This is a genomic window from Micromonospora sp. DT41, from assembly GCF_049841715.1.
In the GTDB taxonomy this organism is placed as follows: domain Bacteria; phylum Actinomycetota; class Actinomycetes; order Mycobacteriales; family Micromonosporaceae; genus Micromonospora; species Micromonospora profundi.
On the sequence record NZ_JBNCKU010000001.1, the window covers coordinates 152,028 to 172,948 of the forward strand.

Here is a 20,921-nt window from a genome sequence, read left to right on the forward strand (position 1 = left end):
GGGTGGCGCGCGTCGTACCGGCGCGGACAGTTTCCGCCAGTGCCCCGGGTGGAGACGACGGCCCGAAACCGCCGCCAGGTCGTCCCCCGGGATGACCACCCGTGGACGGACGCCGAGCGGCGAGCCGGCCGATACCGTCGGACCGGTGACCCCCACCCTGCTGACCCGGCGGCTGCGGCCGACGGACCTGTACATCGCGGACACCCTGCTGGCGGTGGCGGTCGGCGGGCTGCTCTGCCCGTACGCGGCCCTGGAGTCACCGCTGCACGGTGGCGTACACGAGCCGCTCTGGGTGTCAGTGCTCGTCGGGATGGCCCTCGGGCTGCCGCTTGCCGTACGCCGCCGGTGGCCGTTGACGGTGGCCGCCGTGATCAGCTCCGTCGCCACCGTCGCCCTGGTCACCGGGGTGATCCCGAACTTCGCCGCCGCCGCGCCGGCGCTCGCCATCGGCCTGTCCTTCTACACGGTCGCGGTGTCGACGGCCACCCGCCGCTCGATGCTCTGCGCAGCCGGTTGTCTCGCGTTGGTGAGCGTCGCCCTGGTGCTCACGGCGGGCGATCTGTGGTCGCGGACCGGTGCGGTCGTCTACGCCGTCGTCATGATCGCGCCCGCCTGGGTGATCGGCTGGCTGGTCCGGGAGCGGCGAGCCCTCGCCGCCCGGCAGAGTGACCACCTGGTCCGGCAGGCCACCGCCGAGGAGCGCCTGCGGGTGGCACGCGAGCTGCACGACGTGGTCGCCCACACGCTGAGCCTCATCGTGGTGAAGGCGGCAGTCGCCAACCACGTCGCCGAGGCGGACCCCCGCGAGGCGGGCGCCGCCCTGCGGGTGATCGAGGAGACCGGCCGCAACGCCCTGGCCGACGTCCGCCGGGTGCTCGGCGTCCTGCGCGACGGCACCTCGTACGCCCCGGCACCCGGGCTGGACGAGCTGCCCGCGCTGGCCGAGCAGGCGGCGATCGGCGGCGTCGACGTACGGCTCGACGTACGGCGGGAGGCACCCGACGGCATCGTCCCGGAGTCGGTGGGCCTGGCGGTGTACCGGATCGTGCAGGAGGCGGTGACCAACGTGGTGAAGCACGCGGCACCGGCCGCCTGCCGGGCTACCGTGACCGTCACGCCCGGCGAGGTACGGGTGGAGGTGACCGACGACGGTCGACGTCCGGTGCTGACCGGCAGGGAGGGGCACGGGTTGATCGGCATGCAGGAACGGGTGGCGTTGCACGGCGGGGAGTTCCGTGCCGGACCGGGCGCGGACGGCGGTTTCGCGGTGACGGCCAGCCTGCCCTACCGGGTGGCCACGTGATCCGGGTGCTGATCGCCGACGACCAGGCGCTGCTGCGCGGCAGCTTCCGGCTGCTCGTCGATCTCGCCCCGGACTGCACCGCTGTCGGCGAGGCGGGCACCGGCGTGGAGGCCGTCGCGTTGACAGCGCGGCACCGGCCGGATGTGGTGCTGATGGACGTCCGGATGCCGGAGATGGACGGCATCGAGGCGACCCGGCGGATCTGCGCCGACCCGGCGATCGCCGGCAGCCGAGTCATCATCCTGACCACGTTCGACCTGGACGAGTACGTCTACGGCGCGTTGCGCGCAGGAGCGAGCGGGTTCCTGCTCAAGGACACCCCACCGGCGGATCTGCTGACCGGGATCCGGGTGGTCGCCGCCGGAGAGGGGCTGCTCGCGCCGACGGTGACCCGCCGGCTGATCGACGAGTTCGCCCGGCGGGCGGAGCCGGCCCGGCCACTGCCCCGCAGACTGAGCGGGGTGACCGACCGGGAACGCGAAGTGCTCACGCTGATCGGCCGGGGCCTGTCCAACACGGAGTTGGCCACGCACCTCAGTCTCAGCCAGGCCACCGTGAAGACCCACGTCGGGCGGCTGCTGACCAAGCTGAGCGTCCGGGACCGCGCGCAACTGGTCATCGTCGCCTACGAAACGGGCCTGGTCGGTTCCGGTGCGTCGAGGCCGACCGATCTACGCTGAGCGGATCAACCGCAGCGAGGAGGAGCCGATGACCCGGTACGTCGCCCTGCTGCGCGGGGTCAACGTCGGCGGCGTCCGCCTCGCGATGGCCGACCTGCGCCGGATCGTCACCGACCTCGGGCATGACGACGTCAAGACGTACCTGCAGAGCGGCAACGTGGCCTTCGGCAGCAGTGTGCGCGACGCCGAGAAGCTGGCCGCCGGGATCGAGCGGGCGCTCGCCGACGAGCTGGGGTTGACCGTTCCGGTGCTGGTGCGCAGCGGTCGGGAGCTGGCGGCGGTGGCCGGCGGCAACCCGTACGCCGAGCGGGAGGACGACCCGACGAGGCTGCTGGTGGCCTTCCTGCGGTCCGCGCCGACCACGTCCGCCGTGGACGCGCTGACCGTGCCCGGCGGCGAGAACGCCGCGTTCACGGTGACCGGCCGGGAGGTCTTCCTGCACTTCCCCGACGGCGGCTACGGGCGGTCGAAGTTCACCAACGCGTACCTGGAGAAGAAGCTCGCCGTGGTGGCCACCACCCGGAACTGGAAGTCGGTGCGTGCCCTGGCCGAGATGGCCGCCGGCTGACCCGGTGGGGGCCGCGGGCCCCCACCGAGGCCGGTCAGAAGTGGTACGCGGTCTCGTACTCGGGCACCAGCACCCGGCTGCGCGGCGAGATCCGGCGGATCGCCGTGATCATCTCGTTCAACCGGGTGCGGTCGGCGGGGGCGACGACCGGCGGGTTCCGCAACGCGGTCTCGAAGTTGTCCCAGTGCACCGGCACGACGACCTTCGGGTAGTCGAGGCCGGCGAGCAGCCGGGGCAGGTAGTCGCCGGTGGTGGTGGCGTTCTGCATGGCCACCATGGCGACGTCCGGCGCGAGGCCGGTGAGGTTCCGCTCGGCGACGTCGCTGGCCCCGGTGAAGTAGACCGACGGTCCACCGTCGACGCGCAGCAGGTAGCCGAGCGTGTCGCCCTCCGGAAGATCGGCGATGGTCGCCGGCAGCGGCGGCGGGCTCACCCGCACCCCCGGAAACGCCACCGAGTACGAGGCGTTGCGACTGTGCAGCGACCCGACCACCTCGATGGTGTGGTCGCCGAAGTCCAGCACCTCGCCGCCCTTCACGGCGCTCAGCTGTGTCGACGGCACCCCGTAGGCCAACCCCAGGTGGTACGCGGTGAGCGTGCCGAAGACCCGCGCGCCGGTACGGCCGGCGATGTACGGCACGTCCATGAAGTGGTCCCAGTGGGTGTGGGTGACGAGCACCGTCGTGGCCCGGTCGACGCGCCTGTCGATCACGTCGGTGCGCACGGTCAGCTTGGCCGCCTGGTTGAACGGGCCGGTGAACAGGCCGGTGTCGATCCGGCTGAGGTACGGGTCGACCAGGACGGTCCGGTTCCCGATGTCGACGCGCCAGCCGGCCGTCCCCCACCAGCGGAAGCTGACCGCACCACTGCGGCGGGTCGTCGGCGCGGGGGCGGCGGCCGGCGGCGCGGCCTGGGCGGGTGCGGCCGAGGTGGCGACGAGGCCGCCTGCGGAGACCAGGGCGGTGGTGGCTGCGGTGTCGCGGAGGAAGCGGCGGCGGTCGAGATTGGGCATGCGGATCTACTCCCCGTGGTCGGGCGATGGGTCGACACGAGCCAATCAGCGCCCACCGGCCCAGGTCCAAGATCCAACACCGCCGGCTCCGATACGCGGTCGCATATCGGGCCCGCTCACCGGCCACGTGCCGACGCGCGGACAGGTGAAAAAAATCAGCCGCCGCGCAGCGCCTCGACGGCGGTCCGGGCGGCCTCCCCCATCGCCATGTCCACGTCGATCCGGCGGGGCGTCAGCTGGTCGGCGCGGGCGAAGATGGCGATGGCGTACCGGCCGCCATCCGGGTATTCGGCGACCCCGGCCTCCAGGTGCAGACCGGGCAGGGTGCCGGTCTTGCCGGACACCCGGACGCCGGGCGGGAAACCGGCAGCGAGCCGGGTCCAGAAGATCTGCCGGGCCATCCAGGTGCGGACCATCGCGCAGGCTACAGCCGGCCCGGCCTCGTCCCGCCAGATCAGCGTGAGCAGCCGGGTGATCTCCCGAGCTGTGCTGGAGGTGGTTCGCTCCGGGTCGAAGACCCGCATGGCCCGGACCCGGTCGTCCGGCAAGGTGGGGAAGATCCGGGCGAACTCCGCCTCGGTCCGGGCGCCCACGTCGGCGAGCATCACCTCGACGAGTTCCCGGGGACCGCCCAGAACGCGGGTACGGGTCAGCCCCAACTCGGCGGCGAGCATCGGCAGCAGGTCCGGGCCGACCCGACGCAGCAGCAGGTCGGCGGCCGTGTTGTCGCTCACCGACATGGCGAAGTACGCGAGGTCGCGCAGCGACACCTCGACGTCGTCGGTGCAGCCGGCCACGCCCCACCCGCCGAGCCGGTCGTCGGCGGTGACCAGGATCCGCTCGGTCGGGTCGAGCTGACCGGCCTCGACCTGCCGGGCGAACTCCAGCACCAGCAGGATCTTGAAGATCGAGGCGATCACCACCTGCTCGTCGGCCCGCACCCCGACCTCCCGCCCGCCACCGAGCTGGCCGACCGTCAGATCCAGGTTCACGGCGTCCAGGTCGACGGCGTGCAGGCTGGCGGTCACCCCGGCGCCGGCGAAGATGGCCTCGATGCGTTCCCCCACGTCCACGCCCGCACGGTACCGGCGGGCCGTCGACGCTGGCGTAGGGTCCGGCCGTGGACCTGCTCCGACACCTGCGGCACTTCGTGGTGGTCGCCAACGAGCTGCACTTCGGGCGGGCGGCCGAGCTGCTCGGGATGGCCCAGCCGCCGCTGAGCCAGTCGATCCAGCGGCTGGAGCGGGAGCTGACCGTCGAGCTGTTCGACAGGTCCCGCCGTCAGGTGCGCCTCACCACCGCCGGTGAGCTGCTGCTCGGCGAGGCGGAGGAACTGCTCGCGGGTGAGGGCCGGCTGCGCAGCCTGATGGGGCAGGTCCGCGCGGGTGAGCTGGGCGTGCTCCGGGCCGGCGTGCCGCCGGAGACCCCCGCCGTGACCCTGCGCGCGCTGCTCGACGGGCTCACCACCCGGGCACCCGGCCTGGACGTGGAGCTGCACGAGCTGACCACCGCCGAGCAGACCCGGATGCTCACCGAACGCAACCTCGACGTGGGGCTTGTGCACCACCCGGTCGACGCGGACGGGCTGCGTTTCGGCGCCGCCGTCGACGTACCGCTGGGGGTGTTGCTGCCGCGGACCTCGCCGCTGGCCCGCGGGCGGGACGTGACGCTCGCGTCGCTGGCCGGCCTGGACCTGGTGGCCGCGCCCCGGGCCACAGCGCCGGGCTGGCACGACCACCTGCTGCGGGTGTGCCGACGGTACGGCTGGCGGCCGGCGCGGGTCCGGCCGGCGCGCAACCCGGAGTTCCTCTTCGGGCTGGTGCTGGCCGGCGGCGGGGCGGCCCTGGAGCCGGCCACCGTGGCTCGGCGGGAGCCTCGGATCGCCTGGCGGCCGATCGCCGACGCGCCGCTTGCCAAGCGCACCTCGGCGGCGTGGCCGGACCGGTCCGCGCATCCGGCGGCGCCGATGTTCGCGCAGCTCGCCGCCGAGGTGCTTGCCGACGCCGAACCGGCACCGACCAGGGCTGACCCGTCGGTGCCGGCGGCGCGGCCGTGGCCGGTGTTGTTCGACACGACCGGGTGAACCGGCCCCGCCTGCGCTCGCCGCGCTCGCCCTCGGGCGGTGAATCGGTGGCCGGCCCGGGTATGGATGACACGACACACAGACGCGAAGGAGCCGCAGTGGCCACGACGATCCCCGACATCAGCCTGAACGACGGCAACACCATTCCGCAGCTCGGCTTCGGGGTGTTCCAGATCAAACCGAAGGACACCGTCGCGGCGGTGAGCAAGGCGCTGGAGGTGGGCTACCGGCACATCGACACCGCCGAGATGTACGGCAACGAGGCCGAGGTGGGCCAGGCGGTGCGCACGTCGGGGCTGGACCGTCGCGAGGTCTTCGTGACCAGCAAGCTGAACAACGGCTTCCACCGCCCGGACGACGCCCGCAAGGCGTTCGACTCGACGCTCTCCGCCCTGAAGATGGACTACATCGACCTGTTCCTCATCCACTGGCCGCTGCCGACCCTGTACGACGGCGACTTCGTCTCCACCTGGAAGGTGCTTGAGGAGTTCCAGCGCGACGGCCGGGCCCGCTCGGTCGGCGTGTCGAACTTCCAGGTGCCGCACCTGGAGCGGCTGGCCGCCGAGACGAGCGTGGTGCCGGCGGTCAACCAGATCGAGGCGCACCCGTACTTCGGCAACGAGGAGGTCCGGGCGTACGACCGCGAGCACAACATCCTCACCGAGGCGTGGTCGCCGATCGCGCAGGGCAAGGTGCTGGGCGATCCGACGGTCGTCGACATCGCCGAGCAGCTCGGCCGGACCCCGGCGCAGGTGGTGCTCCGCTGGCACGTGCAGCGCGGCGACATCGTCTTCCCGAAGTCGACAACCCCGAAGCGGATCGAGGAGAACTTCCAGATCTTCGACTTCCAGCTCGACGACGCCGCGATGGAGCGGATCACCGAGCTGGACAAGGGTGAGGCCGGTCGGCAGGGCTCGCACCCGGACACGTTCGACTACGTCCCCCGCTGATCCCGGCCGCCGCCGGGCGGGACATGCTGCCGCGAGCGTGATACGTCATCAGAATGACTCTGAGGCATCACGCTCATGTGGGCGGGGCGGTCAGGTCGAGCCGCCAGTCGTTGGCGCGCATCATCCGCCCCGGCGGGTATTCGAAGCCCGTCTCGCCGAGCAGCGTGAAACCGGCCTTGCGGCAGACCGCGTTCGAGGCGGGATTGTCGACCGAGGGGTAGGCGTGGGCGTAGCGCCGGTCCCGCCGGGCGCGGACCACGTCGACAGCCGCGCGCACCGCGACGGTCGCCAACCCCTGCCCCCGGTACGCGGGCAGCACCGCCCAGCCCAACTCGTACACCGGCTGGTCGCGCCACTCGCGGCCCCAGTAGCCGACACTGCCCACCCGTGCCCCGTCCGGCAGGACCAGCGTGAACATGCAGCCCTGCCCGCCCTCGGCGAAGTGCACGTAGCGTTCGTGTCGGGCGAGCACCTGCTCGTCGGTCTCCGGGCCGCCGGTGTGCCTGCGGGTGTCCGGTGAGTTGAGCTGCCGCAGCAGGTCGAGGTCGTCCTCCTGCCACGGCTGGATGCGTACCTGCGTCATCGTGCTCCCCTGTTCGTCGGCCCCAGTCAAGCCGACGCATCCGACATCCCGCGCCGAAACGCCACCCGCTAGATCAGATCTAGCGGGCGATCGGCCTTGCCTCGCGCCTTGAGGTTGATGGGAGGAGGTGACGATGACACCGTTGGAACTCGCTGTCATCATCGGCAGCACCCGGGAGGGACGGGCGGGCGACCGGGTCGCCAGCTGGTTTCTCGACGAGGCCGCGCGGCACGACGACCTCACCGTGACTGTCGTTGACCTCAACGACTACGACTTCCCGGCCAGCTATCCCGCTGAGCCGACGGCGTCCATCCGGGCGTTCGTCAGCGAGGTGGGTCGGGCGGAGGCGTTCGTCGTGGTCACCCCCGAGTACAACCACAGCTTTCCGGCACCTCTGAAACAAGCGATCGACTACGCGTACGACGAGTGGCAGGCCAAACCGGTCGGCTTCGTGTCGTACGGCTGCCGGTCCACCGGTCTGCACGCCGTCGACCAACTGCGCACCGTCTTCACCGCCCTGCACGCCATGACGGTGCGCGACGTCGTCGGGCTCGACCTGCTCGCCGGTGAGCCGACGCCACTCTGCACCGACGAGCTACGCCGTGACATCCGCGCCCTGCTCGACCAGCTCCGCTGGTGGGGCCTGGCGCTTCGGAACGGCCGGGCCGCACGGCCCTACGTCTCCTGAACACGTTCGACGAAAGGTTTCCATCATGAGTAGACGCACCACCGGCCTGGCCATCGAAGCCGAAGGGCTCACCCGCTCGTTCGGGGACACCAAGGCGCTTGCCGGCATCGACCTTCAGGTGCCCGCCGGCACCGTCTACGGCCTGCTCGGGCCGAACGGGGCGGGCAAGACCACTGCGGTCCGGGTGCTTGCGACGCTGCTGCGGCCCGACGGCGGATCGGCGCGGGTCTTCGGGCACGACGTGGTCACCGAGGCGGACGCGGTCCGCAGCCGGGTCAGCCTCACCGGCCAGTACGCCTCAGTCGACGAGGACCTGACCGGCACGGAGAACCTGGTGCTCCTCGCCCGGCTCCTCGGCCTGCGCAAACCGGCCGCCCGCGACCGCGCCGCAGCTCTGCTCGCCGCGTTCGGCCTCACCGAGGCCAGCGGCCGCCAGGTCAAGAAGTACTCCGGTGGGATGCGGCGGCGTATCGACATCGCCGCCAGCATCCTCAACACGCCCGACCTGCTCTTCCTCGACGAACCGACGACCGGTCTCGACCCGCGCAGCCGCAACCAGGTGTGGGAGATCGTCCGGGCCGTGGTGGCGCACGGCACGACAGTGCTGCTGACCACGCAGTACCTCGACGAGGCGGACCAGCTCGCCGGGCGGATCGCCGTCGTCGACCACGGCCGGGTGATCGCGGAGGGCACCCCGGGCGAGCTGAAGTCGTCGGTGGGCTCCGGCACGATCCACCTGCGGCTACGGGACCCCGGGCAGCGCCCCGAGGCGGAGCGGGTGCTCCAGGCGGCGCTGGGCGTACCGGTGCAGCTCGAAGCCGACCCGGTCGCGCTGCTCGCCCGGGTCGGGGAGGCCGGCACCGACCTCGAGGCCAGCGCCCAGGCCGCCCGCGCGCTCGGCGACCTGGCCCGCGCCGGCATCGTCGTCGACAACTTCTCCCTCGGTCAGCCAAGCCTTGACGAGGTCTTCCTGGCCCTGACCGACCATCCCGCCGTGCCTGCCGACGAGCGGGACGACCAGCTGGAGGCAGCCCGATGAGCGACACCACAACGACCACCACCGAACGGGCTCCGTCGGTCTACGTACCGTCCGCCGAGGCGCTGGCAACGGTCCTCGCGCCCGGAGCCCGACCGCCCCGACCAAGCGCGCTGGGGGCGTCGCTCACCTTCGGCTGGCGAGCCATGCTGAAGATCAAGCACGTGCCGGAGCAGCTCTTCGACGTGACCGCGTTCCCGATCATCATGGTGCTGATGTTCACGTACCTGTTCGGTGGCGCACTCGCCGACAGCCCGCGCGACTACCTGCAGTTCTTCCTTCCCGGCATCATGGTGACAAGCGTCGTGATGATCACCATGTACACCGGCGTCGGCCTCAACACCGACATCGAGAAGGGTGTCTTCGACCGCTTCCGGACCCTGCCCGTGTGGCGGCCGGCCGCCCTGGTCGGCATGATCTTCGGCGACGTGTTGCGCTACGTCCTTGCCGCCCTGGTCATCCTCGGCGTCGGGTTGGCGCTCGGCTTCCGGCCCGACGGCGGGGTCGCCGGGGTGGCCCTCGGGATCGGGTTGCTTGTGGTCTTCTCGTTCGCGTTCTCCTGGGTGTGGACGTTCTTCGGCCTGGTTCTGCGCAGCGAGAAGTCGGTGATGGGGGTCAGCATGATGGTGCTGTTCCCGCTGACGTTCCTCAGCAATGTCTTCGTCGAGCCGAGCACAATGCCCGGCTGGCTCCAGGCGTTCGTGAACGTCAACCCGGTCACGCAACTGGTGGCCGCCGTACGCGCCGCGATGGCCGGCTCGTCGGACCCGTCCAGCACGATGTGGTTGCTGGCGTGGAGCGCCGGCTTCCTGGTCGTCTTCGGCACGCTGACCATGTACCGCTACAACCGCCGCTGATCCTGCTCCGTCCAACGGGCGCCGCCACGACCGTGGCGGCGCCCGTCGCGTCAGACGACTGCGGGCACCTCGACTCGGGGGACGGCCCGCAGACGGGTGGCGTCCTGGCTCGGAGGCGCACCGAACTGGCGACGATATTCGCGGCTGAACTGCGACGGGCTCTCGTAGCCGACACGGCTGCCCACCCCGGTGACGTCGTTGGGGTGCGTGGCGAGCAGCAGCCGGACCGACGTCCGGCGCGGCACGCCCGTCTCTTCGAAAAGCCATCGGGGTACGTCCCCGAGGTGTTCAGAGCCGCCAGGGCACCGTCTCGGACGGCAGGTAGCGGCAGGTGCTGCCGGTCGAGACGGCTTCGCGCAGGTGACCGGCCAGCGCTGGGTGCCGCTCGTCGAGTTTGCGCATCGTGTCCCTGATCCGGGCGGTCACCGTCTTGCGGGCCCGTTCCGCCTCGTCACCCAGCCGGCGACTCCGGCCGGCCAACCCCGCCGCGGCGCGCAGCTCGTCGAGCAGCGCGCCGCGCTCGGCATCCAGCGCGGCCACCTTCCGGTCGTCTCCGCGCGCGGCGGCCCGGTCGATCTCCTCGTCGAGGCGCTCCAGGTGCCGCCGGTAGCGGGCCTTCGCCTCGTCGTCGAGGACCGGGTCACCGCCCATCCGCCGGGCCGCGACCAGCTCCGGCCCGGCGGCCGGGTCGAGCAGTTCCACGGCCGGCACGTCACCGCCTGGCCGGCTCAGCAGCAGGTGCAGGTCGTGCAGGCCCTTGGCGTCGGGCAACTGGGCGACGACGCCCGCGTAGGCGAGCTGCCAGACGGGCCCGTCGCGCCGAAACTCGTACCCCTGAACTGCCGCCACGATCGACGCGGCCTGACCCGGCACGGCGGCCTGCCCTGGGACGGCGGTCTGATCTGGCACGGCCGTCTGGCCCGGCACGGCGGCCTGGCCCGGCATGGCGCTCTGGCCCGGCATGGCGGTCTGGTTTGGGCTGGTGGGATGGGCGGTGGTGGTGGCTGTCGCCGGGGTGCCGAGTCGGTGCAGGACCTGGAGCATGCCGAGGGCGGTGGCGTCGCGGGTGGTGGTGGCGCGTAGCTCGGCCACTGTCGCGGCGTCGCTCGCGTGGCCGCGGGCGAACAGGGCGTTCACCAGCCCGGCGCAGGCGATGAGCGACCAGGTTCGGGAGCCCAGCCGGTCGGCGGAGTCGCGAGCCGCTGTGAACCCGGCGATGGCGTCGTCCCAGCGCTCCTGCGCGGCGTCGACCACCGCGAGCCAGTGGTCGACGGGACCGCTGATGTCGCAGCCGAACAGCCCGACCATCCACTCTCCACGATGGGGGGTCAGCGCGGCCCGCGCGTCGTCGCAGCGCAGCGGGTCGCGGGACGCGGCGGCGGCCTGCGCACGCAGTCGTAGCCAGAGCGGCGACACGGGACGCGGGTACCGGATGTTGGCGGCCTCGATGCCGACGGTCAGCCGGATCGTCGTCGCACCGTCGCCACGCTCAGCGGCAGTGATCGCCCGCAGCAACTCCTGATAGGGGTAGTCGATCGGCGCCAGCTCATCGAGCAGGGTCTCGGCCTCGGCGAACCGACCCTGGAGCACCAGCCGGGACCAGCGCAGGTGATGGCCCATGAACCCGAACTGGGCATGGCCCGGATCGGAGAGGTTGGTGAGAAAGACGAACCGCTCGTCGGCCTCCGCGAAGTCACCCCGGAAGGCCGCGATGATCCCGCTGTCGACGACCGCCGAAATCTGGTGTCGGGTGAGGTCGCCGTGCCGGTCCGCGTTGACGAAGGCGGTGAACTCCTCGACGAAGCCGCGGTTGCCCAACTCCAGCAGTGCCACCCAACGCAGCGAGGTGGCCCACAGCTCCGTCTCCCGGTCGCCCGAGCGGCGGGCCACGTCCCGAATTTCGGCGGTGAGCGCCGCCCGGGCCGCGGCAGTGCCCAGACCCCAGGTGGTGTCATGGCGGGCCCACAGGCTGAAGGTGAGCGCCTCGTCGTCCTGCCCTCGACGAGCGATCGTCTCGGTCGCGGTGATCAGGTCGGCGACCAGCGCGCCCACCGGCGCGGTGGCGTCCGGCTCGCCGATCAGCCGTCGGTACGCCTCCCGCACCAGCTCCGCCCCCTCGACCGAGTGGATGGTCTCCACCTGGCGGGCGCGGTTGACGATGAGGGCGACGCGAGCCAGCAACACCGGGTCGTCGAGGGTGCGGGCCAGCGCCCCGGCCTCGGTGAGCAGTGTTGCGGCCTCGTCACGGCCGGCGTGGTGATATTGGGCCTCACCGAACTCGATGAGCATCCGCACCCGTTGCGCCCGGTCGTCGACGACCTCCAGCGCCCGGCGGAAGTGCACCGCACCCTCGTCGGCGGCCAGCCGGCCGAACGCGTCCCGCCCGGCGGCGACCAGCAGCGTGGCCACCCGGGCCCGTTCAAGTGCGGGGCCGGCGAGGTAGGCGTGCCGGGCGAGGTCGGCCGGGATCAGCCGGTCGGTGAGCTCCCGCAGATCATCGACCGCTCGCACGACCGCGCCGTGCCGGGTCTGCCGATCCTCGTCGGTGAGCCCGTCATAGAGCGTCTCCCGCACCAGGTCGTGAGCGAAGGCGAACCGGCCGCCGCCCCGGGCGACCACCAGCCGGGCGGTCACCGCACGATCGAGCAGCCTGTCGACCTGCGCTGTCGGGGTCGCCGAGCTGGCTGCCAGAACCTGCCGGTGGAACTCGCGGCCCAGCACGGCGGCGACGGTGAGCGCCTCGACCACCGCCCCCGGCAACTGGGCCAGCCGACGCCGCACCGCCTCCCGTACGCCAGGTGGGATCGTCCCCGCCCCACCGTCCGCGCGCCACAGCCGGGCGGTCTCCTCGACAAAAAACGGATTCCCGCCGGTACGGCCGTGCACCCGATCGACCAGGTCGGCGTCGGGCTCCCGCCCGGCGGTACGCGTGATCAGAGCAGCCACCTCGTCGCGGGCCAGGCCGCTGAGGGTGATCGTGGTGGCCTTGGCGACCAGCGGCATCAGCAGTGGGCGCAACGGATGGTCGCCCGATTCGACCTCGGCGTCGCGGTAGGTGCCGATCAGCAGCAGCCGTTCGAACCAGGTGTGCTGGGCGGCGAACTCCAGCAACCGCAGCGATGCCGGGTCGGCCCAGTGCAGATCATCGAGGACGACCACTACCGGTCGGTGCTGGGAGACTGCGACCAGCGCGGCGGTCACCGCGTCGTACAGGGCGAACGCCTCACGGTCCGCCATCTCCCCGCCCGTGTCGATACCGGCCCAGCTGGCGGTGCGGCCGGCCTGGTCGGCTTCGGCGCCGGTCTCGCCGAGCAGAGCCGCGAGGGCCGGCTCGGCGGACTGCCGCGCCGCCGCCCAGTCGTCGGCGGAGCGCCGCAGGCCGCGCAGCACCTGCACCCACGGCCAGTAGCCGGGAGCGCTGCCGGAATCCCAGCAGGCTGCGCCGAGCACCAGCGCGCCGCGCTGCCGAGCCTCCCGGGCAGCCGCCGTGACAAGGGTGGTCTTGCCGATGCCCGGCTCGCCGGTGACGAGGGCGAGGCCGCCGTGGCTGGTGGCGGCCCGGTCCAGCTCGGCGCGCAGCAGGGCCGCGGGATGATCCCGCCCGATGATGGCGTCGCCGAGGTGCGCGTCCATGGTTTCCAGACGGTACTGGAACCGTCCGACACCGGTCGCCCACTTATTTACTCAGGGTGACGCCGCCGCTGGGGGCGCTGGTGTCCCCCAGGCCCTTTGGAGCTGATGCCGTAAACGATTCGCCGTTGCCACCACTCCCCATCACTCCCTAACATCATCGGTTAAGGTAGGTTAGGGAGCGATGAAGGAAGACATGTACTCGGTGGAGCAGGTCGCCGACCGACTCGGGCTGCACGTGCGGACAGTGCGCGGTTACATCCGGTCCGGTCGGCTGAGGGCGGTGCGGATCGGCAAGCAGTACCGGATCGCCGCCACCGACCTCGATGCGCTCACCGGGCAGACGTCGCCCGCTGTGGCCCCCGGGCCGGCCGAGGTGTCGAGCATCGTGCAGATCGACGGCGTCGACCGGGCTTCCGCCGACCGACTCGGCACGCTCGTGCTCGCCAGCGCCAACACCGGCCATGACCAGGCCAATCCACTGCGGGTGCAGACCGTGCACGACGAGGCGCGACGCCGCTTGAAGATCATCATTCTGGGTGACCCCGCCGCCACCGCCGAGCTGCTGCACCTGCTCGACGCCGTCCTCAACGCCGACAACGGCCTGATCGACCGGGAGGTCCACGATGCCTGACCAGATCCAGGAGCGCGCCGGGGTGCAGGTGCTCGTCTGCGACCCGGCCGGCCCGCCGGTCGCCACCGAGCAGGACGCGCTGGACCTGATCGGAGCGGCCTTCGTCGGCGCCCAGGTGGTGGCCGTGCCCGCCAACCGACTCGACGAGCGCTTCTTCTCGCTGGGCACCCGCTTCGCCGGTGACGTGATGCAGAAGTTCGTCAACTACCGGCTACGCCTGGTCGTCGTCGGCGACATCTCCGCACAGCTCGCGGAGAGTTCGGCGCTGCGTGCCCTGGTGCACGAGTCGAACCAGGGCGGGCACGTCTGGTTCGTCCCCGACCTCGACGCGCTCGACGACCGTCTCCGCGCCGCGGCGTAGCCGCTGTCAGCGTTCACGTAATTCCCCCGGCGGCTGCGAGCGGATGGCGAGGCGTCCGGGATCGGCGCCGGCTCGATGCTGACGGCAGCGCGCCGGCGCGCGATATCGGCGGGGCGTCGGCGATGCTGTGGGCGTGGAGTACGTGTCCAGAGTGTCGCGACCGCCGCTGGACGGGCTGATCGACGACCTCTACTACCTGGAGGGTGCGCCGCCGTACGCCCGACTGACGCTGCCGGCAAGTCCGGCGGCGTTGCTCATCGTCAACCTCGGGGCGCCGTTCCGCATCCGCGCCGGCACCGACATCGAGACGGCCGAGTACGCCGACGGCTGCGTGGTCACCACGCCCACCCGCGCGTTCGAGTTCGGCTACCCACGCCCGACGCGGTCCGTCGGCGTGCACTTCAAACCGTGGGGGCTGGCGCCGTTCCTGCCGATGCCCGCGGCCGAGCTGTGTGACCGGCCGGTGACGGTAGAGCAGGTCTGGGGCCGGCCCGCCGTTGCTGAGTTGCGAGACCGGCTGGCCACGGCGGACGGACCGCACGAGATGCTGACGCTGCTCGAGGAGGAGCTGATGCGACGGCTGTGCGAGACCGCCGGCCTGGGGCTGGTCCGCCACACGAGCAGGGTCATCGCGGCGACCAGCGGGGCGGTGGCGATCGGCGACCTGAGCGTGGCAACCGGTGTCAGCAGCACTCATCTGACACAGCGGTTCAAGGAACTCATCGGCGTCACGCCGAAGCGCCTGGCCCGCGCCTACCGCTTCACCGCCACCGTGTTCGCGATCAACCCCGCCGAACCGATCGACTGGGCCGACCTCGCCGGTGGCGCAGGCTACTTCGACCAGGCCCACTTCGGCCACGAGTTCCGGGCGTTCACCGGGCTCACCCCGACCCGGTACGTCGAAGTCCGGCGGCGGTTCCTGCGCGAACATCCCGGCCACGTGCTGGACAGTTGGCCACTGCCGGCGGATTGATTTCTTACAAGAGCGGCAGCTCACGGCACGCTAATTTGGGGGCAACCCAAAGCAGAGGAGAGCCCCGTGGGCAAGGTGGTCATGTACAGCTCGGTGTCGACGGACGGCTTCGTCGCGGACGAGAATGACCAGCCTGGACCGCTGTTCGACTGGTTGTCCAGCGGTGACGTCCCGTTGGACCCCAGCGGCGCGCTGAAGGTGTCGCAGACGTCCTACGACTACACCCGCCCGTACTGGGACCAGATCGGGGTGACAGTCGTCGGCCGCCACGTCTTCGACATGACGGACGGCTGGGACGGAAAGCCGCCGGGCGGGATCGACCACGTGGTCGTCGTGACGCACCGGCCGGAGCCCGAGGGCTGGGACCCCACGGCGCCGTTTCACTTCGTCGACGGCGTCGAGGCAGCCGTGGCCAAAGCGCAGGAGCTTGCGGGTGACCGCATAGTCGAGGTCGCCGCTGGCGACGTCGGTGGCCAGGTTCTTGCCGCGGGCCTGATCGACGAGGTACGCATGGACGTCGTACCCGTCGTGTTCGGGTCCGGCAAGCGCTACTTCGGGTCGGTCGACGCGCAGCACCTGCTGGAGGACCCTGACGTGGTGATTCAGGGCAACCGGGTGCTTCACCTGCGCTATCAGGTGCGCCGTTGACCGATCTGAGCGTCCCCACCGCCTCACCAGTCGTTCGCAACCGCCGTCGTCACCGCCTCCGGCTCGATCCCCCTTGCCTGGGCCTGCGCGCCTGCCCACCGCAGATAGGCCAGCCACTCCTCGGATGACCACCCGTTGCGGCGACTGACGCCGACCTCCACCGGAAGGTGGCTGGCCACGACACGGTCGAGGATCAACGGCTGCACACCGCCCACGCCGCGCCGGTAACCGACGAAGTAGAGGACCTTCGTGAACAAACCCGGCCCCAACCACGGCAGGCGCGCATGGTCGGGGTCGGACAATCGGCGGTACGCCGTGCGCAACGCATCCTCGTCCGGCGCTGGCTCGGACATCGCCTCCAGCGCGTACGCCAGGCGCTTGCCATCCGGGTCGGCCGCGAGCGACTTGGCGGTGCGCCACGGGCCGTACCCGATGGGGCCGTAACCCCAGACCAGCACGGCGGTCAACAGTTGCCGCGCGGTCGCGGAACCGGCCCGGTACGCGTCGGTCACCGCGAAGACGTCGCGCCGCCAGATCTCGCCGTTCGCCGGAAGGCTGTCGGGCCACGCGTCCGATGGCAGCCCCGCCCGCCACCGGTCGATGTTCACGATGACCGGGGCTTCCTCCCCCGGTAACACCCCACCCTCGACTGCCTGCATGGTTGCCCCCTCGGAATCGCGCCGTCTGTCCGGACGCTACGGCCGAGGCGCTTCCACCCACCGCCCGCTGACGTCATATCGCGGTATCGAAGGGGAACGCGCCACCAGTCAGGTTGATAGCCGCCGTCATGGAAGCCTGGCGCCGAGACTTCATAACGGATGCCCGTGCCGTCGAACTCCTGCATGGCCAGATCAGCCTGGGCGACCTACCGACACGCGGCGAAACAGATTTGGCACCGTGACCGCCACAGCCCCGGTCTACGAGCCTTTGCTCGTATTCGACGCCACCGTGCTGCACCATTTCGCGCTCGCCGACCGGCTCGACGTTCTGGCCGACCTGATGGCAGGACTACGCGTGGCAGCCGATCCGTACGCGTACCCGGCCAGGCGCGACTGTCGATTGAGGCGACCCTCCCGGCCCGGGCCCGCGGTCTTGGCGATGGCTGACGTCAGTCGGTGCGGGCGGCCGGTGGATGGCTGCTCAGCAACTCCGCGAGGGTCGCCATCGCGGCTTGGAAGTCGACGCGGTCGGCCGCGTGGAATCGCCGGAAGAACCAGTCGGGCACGCGGGCCTGGCCCTGCCTGCTCCGGAAGATCAGATCCTGGGTCTGCCGGGCGAGAGTGAGCAGCGCCGAGTCGGCGGTGGGGTCGCCGTGCCGGACGGCGGCGGTGACCTGGGTCTGCAGGATCCCGAGAGCGCGGTCCCGTTCGGCGGCGACGTCGCGTTGGCCGCGGTAGATCTCGACGCCCAGCAGGAGAGTGCCGAGTGACGGGACGAACCACTGCGTGAGCAGGTCGGACACGGTCAGGTCGGCGGTGACGGCGACGACGACTCCGAGCGCCGCCCAGAGCGCCACCCCCGCGAGCACGGTGTACGCGTAGCGCCGGCGGACTCTGGCGCCCCACCCGAGGTTCTGCTGCTGACAGGCGAGCACGTCGTACGGGCGGGGCAGCGGCGGCACCTCGTAGTAGTCGTGGAGGTACCGCTCGTCGCCCCGGTAGGCACGGTCGAGTCGGCTGACCTCTTCGGGGGCGAGAGGCTCGCCGGCCGCGACCGCGTTCCAGGGCAGCCCGAAGAGCCGTACGTCGAACATCTCCTGAAGGGTGGCGGCGCGGCGGATGTGCCCGGCGGACCACGAGGCGAGCCCTATCGCGTTGACCACAGCCCAGAGGGCACCGGCCGCGGTGACGCCGATGGCCGACGCGCGGGTGAGGGCGATCGCCGCCCCGGCGACACCGATGGCGATGGACAGCGCCATCCGGAGGTTGTCGAGCCGCTGCGCCCGGCGGTGGCAGACCGACATGGCGTGCAGCAGCGCCATCATCTCGGGCCGGCGCTGGCGCTGGAGCAGGGAATCCGTGCGCTCTGTCACATAACCCTCCCTTTCCGTGACGATCCTATATCCACCTTTCTGGATGTCACGGATTGCATTCCGGAGAAAGCAGAAAGTAATCGGTTATTACTTTTGGGTAGATGCAGGAGTGGCTGCGAATTAATACCGCGTTCGTCCGAAACTTGGGGTACTTTGACCACTGCGCCTACCCGCGCATCCCTCACTCGGACGTGCCACCCCCGCGCGTCCGCGTCCACTTTCACCACTACGTGGAAGGTCCAACGACGGACATGGGCGATGGTCTCGTTGACGACTTCAATTCGTACATAGAGGATGCGCCGGTTTCAGCCGCGCTGCGGGAGTGGGCGGCCGGGCTCGGCGCCACCGTCCGCCCTCCGTGCCAACCCAGCCGACGCCGTGGGCACAGCGGCGCCGAACTGATCCCGGTCATCGTGGCGCGGCGTGACGGTCGGGACGCCGAGCATCTGTACGTCAAGGTGCTGCCGACCGGGCAGGCCGCCGAGGAGACAGCCAGGCACATGGAGGCGGTCGACGTCGACGCCGGCTTCGCCGAGCGCCATCTGGTCCGCCAGCCTTACCCGCGACACCCCGTCGGTGACGGTCGGTATCTGATGTTCCAGGATATCGCGCGCGGCGCGGAGCAGGTCCTCCCGCTCTGCGAGGTACGCGACGACCAGCGCAAGGACGCCTACCGAACGCTGCTCGACGGGGTGTGGAACGGGTGGTACCGCAAGGGACGGCGGATCAGCCGGACGACCGTTGGCGAGTTCGTGCGACGCGAACTGACCGACGCCAGGGCTCAGGACGAGGTGAACGCGTTCGCAACGTCCCTCGGCCTCGGCGACACCGGTGCCGACTGGCTGCACGACGCCGCAACCGGCGCGGTGCTGCCGAACCCGCTCCGGTTCGCCGAGGCCGGCTCGATATGGCACGACGGCCGGCTCGACCAACTCTGCGGGGCGTCGCACGGCGACCTGCAGGGGCGCAACGCGCTCTACCCGCTCTCCCGACCGGGCTTGGTGGACGTCAAGAAATTCTGCCTGGTGGACTTGGATCGGTTCGCCGTCGACGCGCCGCTCACCCGGGACCTGACCACTCTGCTCCTGGATGCCGTGCTCCCCGAGTTGGCGGATCACCTCGGCGCCATTCCGGCCGACGCACTGCGCACACTGCTGATCACCCCGACCCTGCGAGCCTCGGGCCGATTGCCCGCCCTGTCGGTCAAGGTGATCAAAGCCAGCTATGCGGTCGGGCTGGCGGTCGCCAAGGATGGCAACTGGGGGATGACCTGGCGGGGCCAGTACCTGCTCTCCCTGGTGAGCCAGGCATTGATCTGCTGCACCTACGAGGATGCCGGCCCCGCCGGGCGAGTCTGGTACTTCCGGCTGGCAGCCTACGCGGCCCAGGCGTACCAGCAGGAGTTCCAGAGCGACATCGTTCCGCCTACCTCAGCCAGTCTGCCCCTCGTGCCGTTCGCCGGAGTGGACCCTCAGCCCACGTTCCCGGGCAACGACCGGTCGGCCCGGTTCGACGCGGTGGGACCACAGCCGAGCCAGCAGAACCGCGGCGCGCGACTGGACTGGACGCACCCCGACCAGACGCGGCGTCAACCCGACCCGGAGGCGCCGATGCGGCCCTGGTGGGCGGTGGAGATGCCGCAGCGGCAGCCCTCTGGAGGGTGGCACGGCACACCCCAACTGGGGGCAGCCCCACCCGTTGCCCGTCGAGGCGACGAGGAAAGCCCGCTAGGCTTTCTGGGCGGTACGGCGGCGACTGGGAACGCCTCCGCAGGCAACCGACCGGCTGCTGGGACCGGGAACGCGCCAACCGGCAACCGGCCAGGCACCGCAACCGGGAACGCGGCCGGCGTCACCCGCGCCGGCGTTCCGGGACGTCCCACGACCCGGAACGGCGAGCGACACGCGAACCGGCCGGCCCCACGACACGCCGTCTCGGCCCAGACGAACGGAATTCCGCGCCCCCGCCGACCCTTCGACCAGGACGTAACGGCGACCCCGGCAGCAGTCGTCCGCCGGCTGCCACCGAAGCTACGGACCGTCCTGGCTATCCTGCTCGGCAGCGGGGTGTCCCTGGCACCGCTGGTGGTCAGCGCCACCACGGTCCGGGGCCGTGGTGAGGCCCGGGTCACGCCGACCAGCGAGTCTCCGCCCGGCAATCTGCCGTCGCCAGGCAGCACCTCGGCATACGCCGGCAGGGCCGGGCGTCTCGCGGACCTCGCGGGGTTCGTTGGGGGCATAGCGCCGACAGCCGCCGACGGGTCGTACACCGTCTGCTGTCTGCGGGGCTGGGCCCCGGCGGACCTCGCGCCCGGGATCAACCACGACAGCTACCGGGACGAACAACTGTGGTGGGACTCCGCGCTGTCCGGCCGCCGGATCGTCACGCCGACCATCGACGGTCGCCGGTCCCGCGCACCCGCGCCGGTCACCTACCGCCGGGGCGACCTGTCCGAGATCCCGCCTGTGCCGTCGGTAGACCCACCGGAGCTGCGTAGACAGCTCACCGCGCTGGTGGGCGAGCTTCCGCCGGAGCTACGCAACGCCGCTGGCCTGCTCAAGGTGGTCAGCCGGATCTTCCGCTACCACCTGCTGAGCCCGGGTCAGATCTCGGCGCTGTTGTTCGAGCTGGCGGCGACGCCGGGCATCCAGGACCGGGGCGCGTACCCCGACTGGAACGGCCGGACCGGGCTGGCCTTCAGCGCCGACGATGCTCAGGGCCGCCGCGAGACGGTGCAGTTCGACCCGCGAAACGGCGAGTTGCTCAGCCACGAGACGACTACGGTGGCCGACAATCAGATCCTCGAATACGTGCTCTTCCTGAACAAGGCGCGGACCGACCGGACCACCGGGCCCGGCTGCGCCTGAACGATCGGCAGGCGGG

At 71.3% G+C, this 20,921-nt stretch carries 20 protein-coding genes; 13 read left to right on the plus strand and 7 right to left on the minus strand.

From position 1 onward, the window contains the following. Positions 1–145: 145 nt before the first annotated feature. The 3 genes from ACLQ23_RS00630 to ACLQ23_RS00640 are packed head-to-tail and all read left to right on the plus strand — an operon-like array spanning position 146 to position 2,551. The gene (locus tag ACLQ23_RS00630) at positions 146–1,303 is read left to right on the plus strand and encodes a sensor histidine kinase (protein ID WP_425734755.1); all 1,158 of its coding nucleotides are present in this window, start codon (positions 146–148) and stop codon (positions 1,301–1,303) included. After that, positions 1,300–1,983: a response regulator gene (locus ACLQ23_RS00635; RefSeq protein WP_425734754.1), complete on the plus strand. Its 684-nt coding sequence runs from the start codon at positions 1,300–1,302 to the stop codon at positions 1,981–1,983. Before ACLQ23_RS00630 ends, ACLQ23_RS00635 begins: the two co-directional genes overlap by 4 nt. A gap of 28 nt (positions 1,984–2,011) precedes the next feature. After that, positions 2,012–2,551, plus strand: a complete 540-nt coding sequence (locus tag ACLQ23_RS00640) for a DUF1697 domain-containing protein (RefSeq protein WP_355592307.1) — start codon at positions 2,012–2,014, stop codon at positions 2,549–2,551. Between the two features lie 34 nt (positions 2,552–2,585). Here ACLQ23_RS00640 and ACLQ23_RS00645 read toward each other — a convergent pair whose 3' ends face one another. Both ACLQ23_RS00645 and ACLQ23_RS00650 read right to left on the minus strand, forming a co-directional pair. After that, entirely contained in the window at positions 2,586–3,563 is a 978-nt protein-coding gene (locus ACLQ23_RS00645; RefSeq protein ID WP_425734753.1) for an MBL fold metallo-hydrolase, read from the minus strand. Between the two features lie 155 nt (positions 3,564–3,718). Beyond that, a complete protein-coding gene (locus ACLQ23_RS00650; RefSeq protein ID WP_425880218.1) occupies positions 3,719–4,636 on the minus strand; it encodes a serine hydrolase in 918 nt (305 codons plus the stop codon). A 47-nt stretch (positions 4,637–4,683) separates the two neighbouring features. Here ACLQ23_RS00650 and ACLQ23_RS00655 point away from each other — a divergent pair, with 47 nt between their 5' ends. Beyond that, positions 4,684–5,646, plus strand: a complete 963-nt coding sequence (locus ACLQ23_RS00655) for a LysR family transcriptional regulator (protein ID WP_425880219.1) — start codon at positions 4,684–4,686, stop codon at positions 5,644–5,646. A gap of 98 nt (positions 5,647–5,744) precedes the next feature. Continuing rightward, a complete protein-coding gene (locus ACLQ23_RS00660; protein ID WP_231640024.1) occupies positions 5,745–6,596 on the plus strand; it encodes an aldo/keto reductase in 852 nt (283 codons plus the stop codon). 73 nt (positions 6,597–6,669) lie between these two features. Here the strand turns inward: ACLQ23_RS00660 and ACLQ23_RS00665 are convergent, their stop codons facing one another. Next, positions 6,670–7,179 (minus strand): GNAT family N-acetyltransferase, encoded by a 510-nt coding sequence (locus tag ACLQ23_RS00665; RefSeq protein ID WP_053655155.1) that lies wholly within the window; start codon positions 7,177–7,179, stop codon positions 6,670–6,672. A 133-nt stretch (positions 7,180–7,312) separates the two neighbouring features. Between ACLQ23_RS00665 and ACLQ23_RS00670 the strand changes: the two genes are divergently transcribed. The 3 genes from ACLQ23_RS00670 to ACLQ23_RS00680 are packed head-to-tail and all read left to right on the plus strand — an operon-like array spanning position 7,313 to position 9,760. Continuing rightward, positions 7,313–7,867: an NADPH-dependent FMN reductase gene (locus tag ACLQ23_RS00670; protein WP_053655246.1), complete on the plus strand. Its 555-nt coding sequence runs from the start codon at positions 7,313–7,315 to the stop codon at positions 7,865–7,867. A gap of 25 nt (positions 7,868–7,892) precedes the next feature. Further along, a complete protein-coding gene (locus ACLQ23_RS00675) occupies positions 7,893–8,906 on the plus strand; it encodes an ATP-binding cassette domain-containing protein (RefSeq protein ID WP_053655157.1) in 1,014 nt (337 codons plus the stop codon). Continuing rightward, positions 8,903–9,760: an ABC transporter permease gene (locus tag ACLQ23_RS00680; protein WP_355631287.1), complete on the plus strand. Its 858-nt coding sequence runs from the start codon at positions 8,903–8,905 to the stop codon at positions 9,758–9,760. The genes ACLQ23_RS00675 and ACLQ23_RS00680 overlap by 4 nt, the downstream gene beginning before the upstream one ends. Before the next feature lie 50 nt (positions 9,761–9,810). Here the strand turns inward: ACLQ23_RS00680 and ACLQ23_RS00685 are convergent, their stop codons facing one another. Together ACLQ23_RS00685 and ACLQ23_RS00690 are read right to left on the minus strand one after the other, a co-directional pair. Continuing rightward, positions 9,811–10,005 (minus strand): helix-turn-helix domain-containing protein, encoded by a 195-nt coding sequence (locus ACLQ23_RS00685; protein ID WP_425734750.1) that lies wholly within the window; start codon positions 10,003–10,005, stop codon positions 9,811–9,813. Positions 10,006–10,048: 43 nt separating this feature from the next. Beyond that, positions 10,049–13,393 carry an ATP-binding protein gene (locus tag ACLQ23_RS00690; protein WP_425880220.1) on the minus strand — a complete coding sequence of 1,115 codons (3,345 nt, stop codon included), beginning with the start codon at positions 13,391–13,393 and terminating at the stop codon, positions 10,049–10,051. Positions 13,394–13,574: 181 nt separating this feature from the next. On the opposite strand from ACLQ23_RS00690, the gene ACLQ23_RS00695 reads away from it, so the two are divergent. From ACLQ23_RS00695 to ACLQ23_RS00710, 4 genes are all read left to right on the plus strand, one after another. Beyond that, entirely contained in the window at positions 13,575–14,024 is a 450-nt protein-coding gene (locus ACLQ23_RS00695; RefSeq protein ID WP_355631634.1) for a helix-turn-helix domain-containing protein, read from the plus strand. Then, positions 14,017–14,385, plus strand: a complete 369-nt coding sequence (locus tag ACLQ23_RS00700) for a DUF4180 domain-containing protein (RefSeq protein ID WP_355631636.1) — start codon at positions 14,017–14,019, stop codon at positions 14,383–14,385. Before ACLQ23_RS00695 ends, ACLQ23_RS00700 begins: the two co-directional genes overlap by 8 nt. A gap of 133 nt (positions 14,386–14,518) precedes the next feature. Then, entirely contained in the window at positions 14,519–15,358 is an 840-nt protein-coding gene (locus ACLQ23_RS00705; RefSeq protein ID WP_355631639.1) for a helix-turn-helix domain-containing protein, read from the plus strand. A 66-nt stretch (positions 15,359–15,424) separates the two neighbouring features. Continuing rightward, positions 15,425–16,006 (plus strand): dihydrofolate reductase family protein, encoded by a 582-nt coding sequence (locus ACLQ23_RS00710; protein WP_355631642.1) that lies wholly within the window; start codon positions 15,425–15,427, stop codon positions 16,004–16,006. A gap of 23 nt (positions 16,007–16,029) precedes the next feature. Here the strand turns inward: ACLQ23_RS00710 and ACLQ23_RS00715 are convergent, their stop codons facing one another. Both ACLQ23_RS00715 and ACLQ23_RS00720 read right to left on the minus strand, forming a co-directional pair. After that, positions 16,030–16,665, minus strand: a complete 636-nt coding sequence (locus ACLQ23_RS00715) for a hypothetical protein (RefSeq protein WP_355631645.1) — start codon at positions 16,663–16,665, stop codon at positions 16,030–16,032. A 449-nt stretch (positions 16,666–17,114) separates the two neighbouring features. Then, on the minus strand, positions 17,115–18,038 hold the full coding sequence (locus ACLQ23_RS00720; RefSeq protein WP_355631648.1) for an S-4TM family putative pore-forming effector: 924 nt from the start codon (positions 18,036–18,038) through the stop codon (positions 17,115–17,117). 251 nt (positions 18,039–18,289) lie between these two features. On the opposite strand from ACLQ23_RS00720, the gene ACLQ23_RS00725 reads away from it, so the two are divergent. Beyond that, entirely contained in the window at positions 18,290–20,905 is a 2,616-nt protein-coding gene (locus ACLQ23_RS00725) for a hypothetical protein (RefSeq protein WP_355631651.1), read from the plus strand. Positions 20,906–20,921: the final 16 nt, after the last annotated feature.

What these genes read in the sequence shown, in the direction of transcription:
- ACLQ23_RS00640 (WP_355592307.1), top strand. Translation starts at nt 2,012, where the DNA reads ATGACCCGGTACGTCGCCCTGCTGCGCGGGGTCAACGTCGGCGGCGTC.
- ACLQ23_RS00645 (WP_425734753.1), bottom strand. Translation starts at nt 3,563, where the DNA reads ATGCCCAATCTCGACCGCCGCCGCTTCCTCCGCGACACCGCAGCCACC.
- ACLQ23_RS00665 (WP_053655155.1), bottom strand. Translation starts at nt 7,179, where the DNA reads ATGACGCAGGTACGCATCCAGCCGTGGCAGGAGGACGACCTCGACCTG.
- ACLQ23_RS00670 (WP_053655246.1), top strand. Translation starts at nt 7,313, where the DNA reads ATGACACCGTTGGAACTCGCTGTCATCATCGGCAGCACCCGGGAGGGA.
- ACLQ23_RS00675 (WP_053655157.1), top strand. Translation starts at nt 7,893, where the DNA reads ATGAGTAGACGCACCACCGGCCTGGCCATCGAAGCCGAAGGGCTCACC.
- ACLQ23_RS00680 (WP_355631287.1), top strand. Translation starts at nt 8,903, where the DNA reads ATGAGCGACACCACAACGACCACCACCGAACGGGCTCCGTCGGTCTAC.
- ACLQ23_RS00690 (WP_425880220.1), bottom strand. Translation starts at nt 13,393, where the DNA reads ATGGACGCGCACCTCGGCGACGCCATCATCGGGCGGGATCATCCCGCG.
- ACLQ23_RS00695 (WP_355631634.1), top strand. Translation starts at nt 13,575, where the DNA reads ATGAAGGAAGACATGTACTCGGTGGAGCAGGTCGCCGACCGACTCGGG.
- ACLQ23_RS00700 (WP_355631636.1), top strand. Translation starts at nt 14,017, where the DNA reads ATGCCTGACCAGATCCAGGAGCGCGCCGGGGTGCAGGTGCTCGTCTGC.
- ACLQ23_RS00715 (WP_355631645.1), bottom strand. Translation starts at nt 16,665, where the DNA reads ATGCAGGCAGTCGAGGGTGGGGTGTTACCGGGGGAGGAAGCCCCGGTC.
- ACLQ23_RS00725 (WP_355631651.1), top strand. Translation starts at nt 18,290, where the DNA reads ATGGGCGATGGTCTCGTTGACGACTTCAATTCGTACATAGAGGATGCG.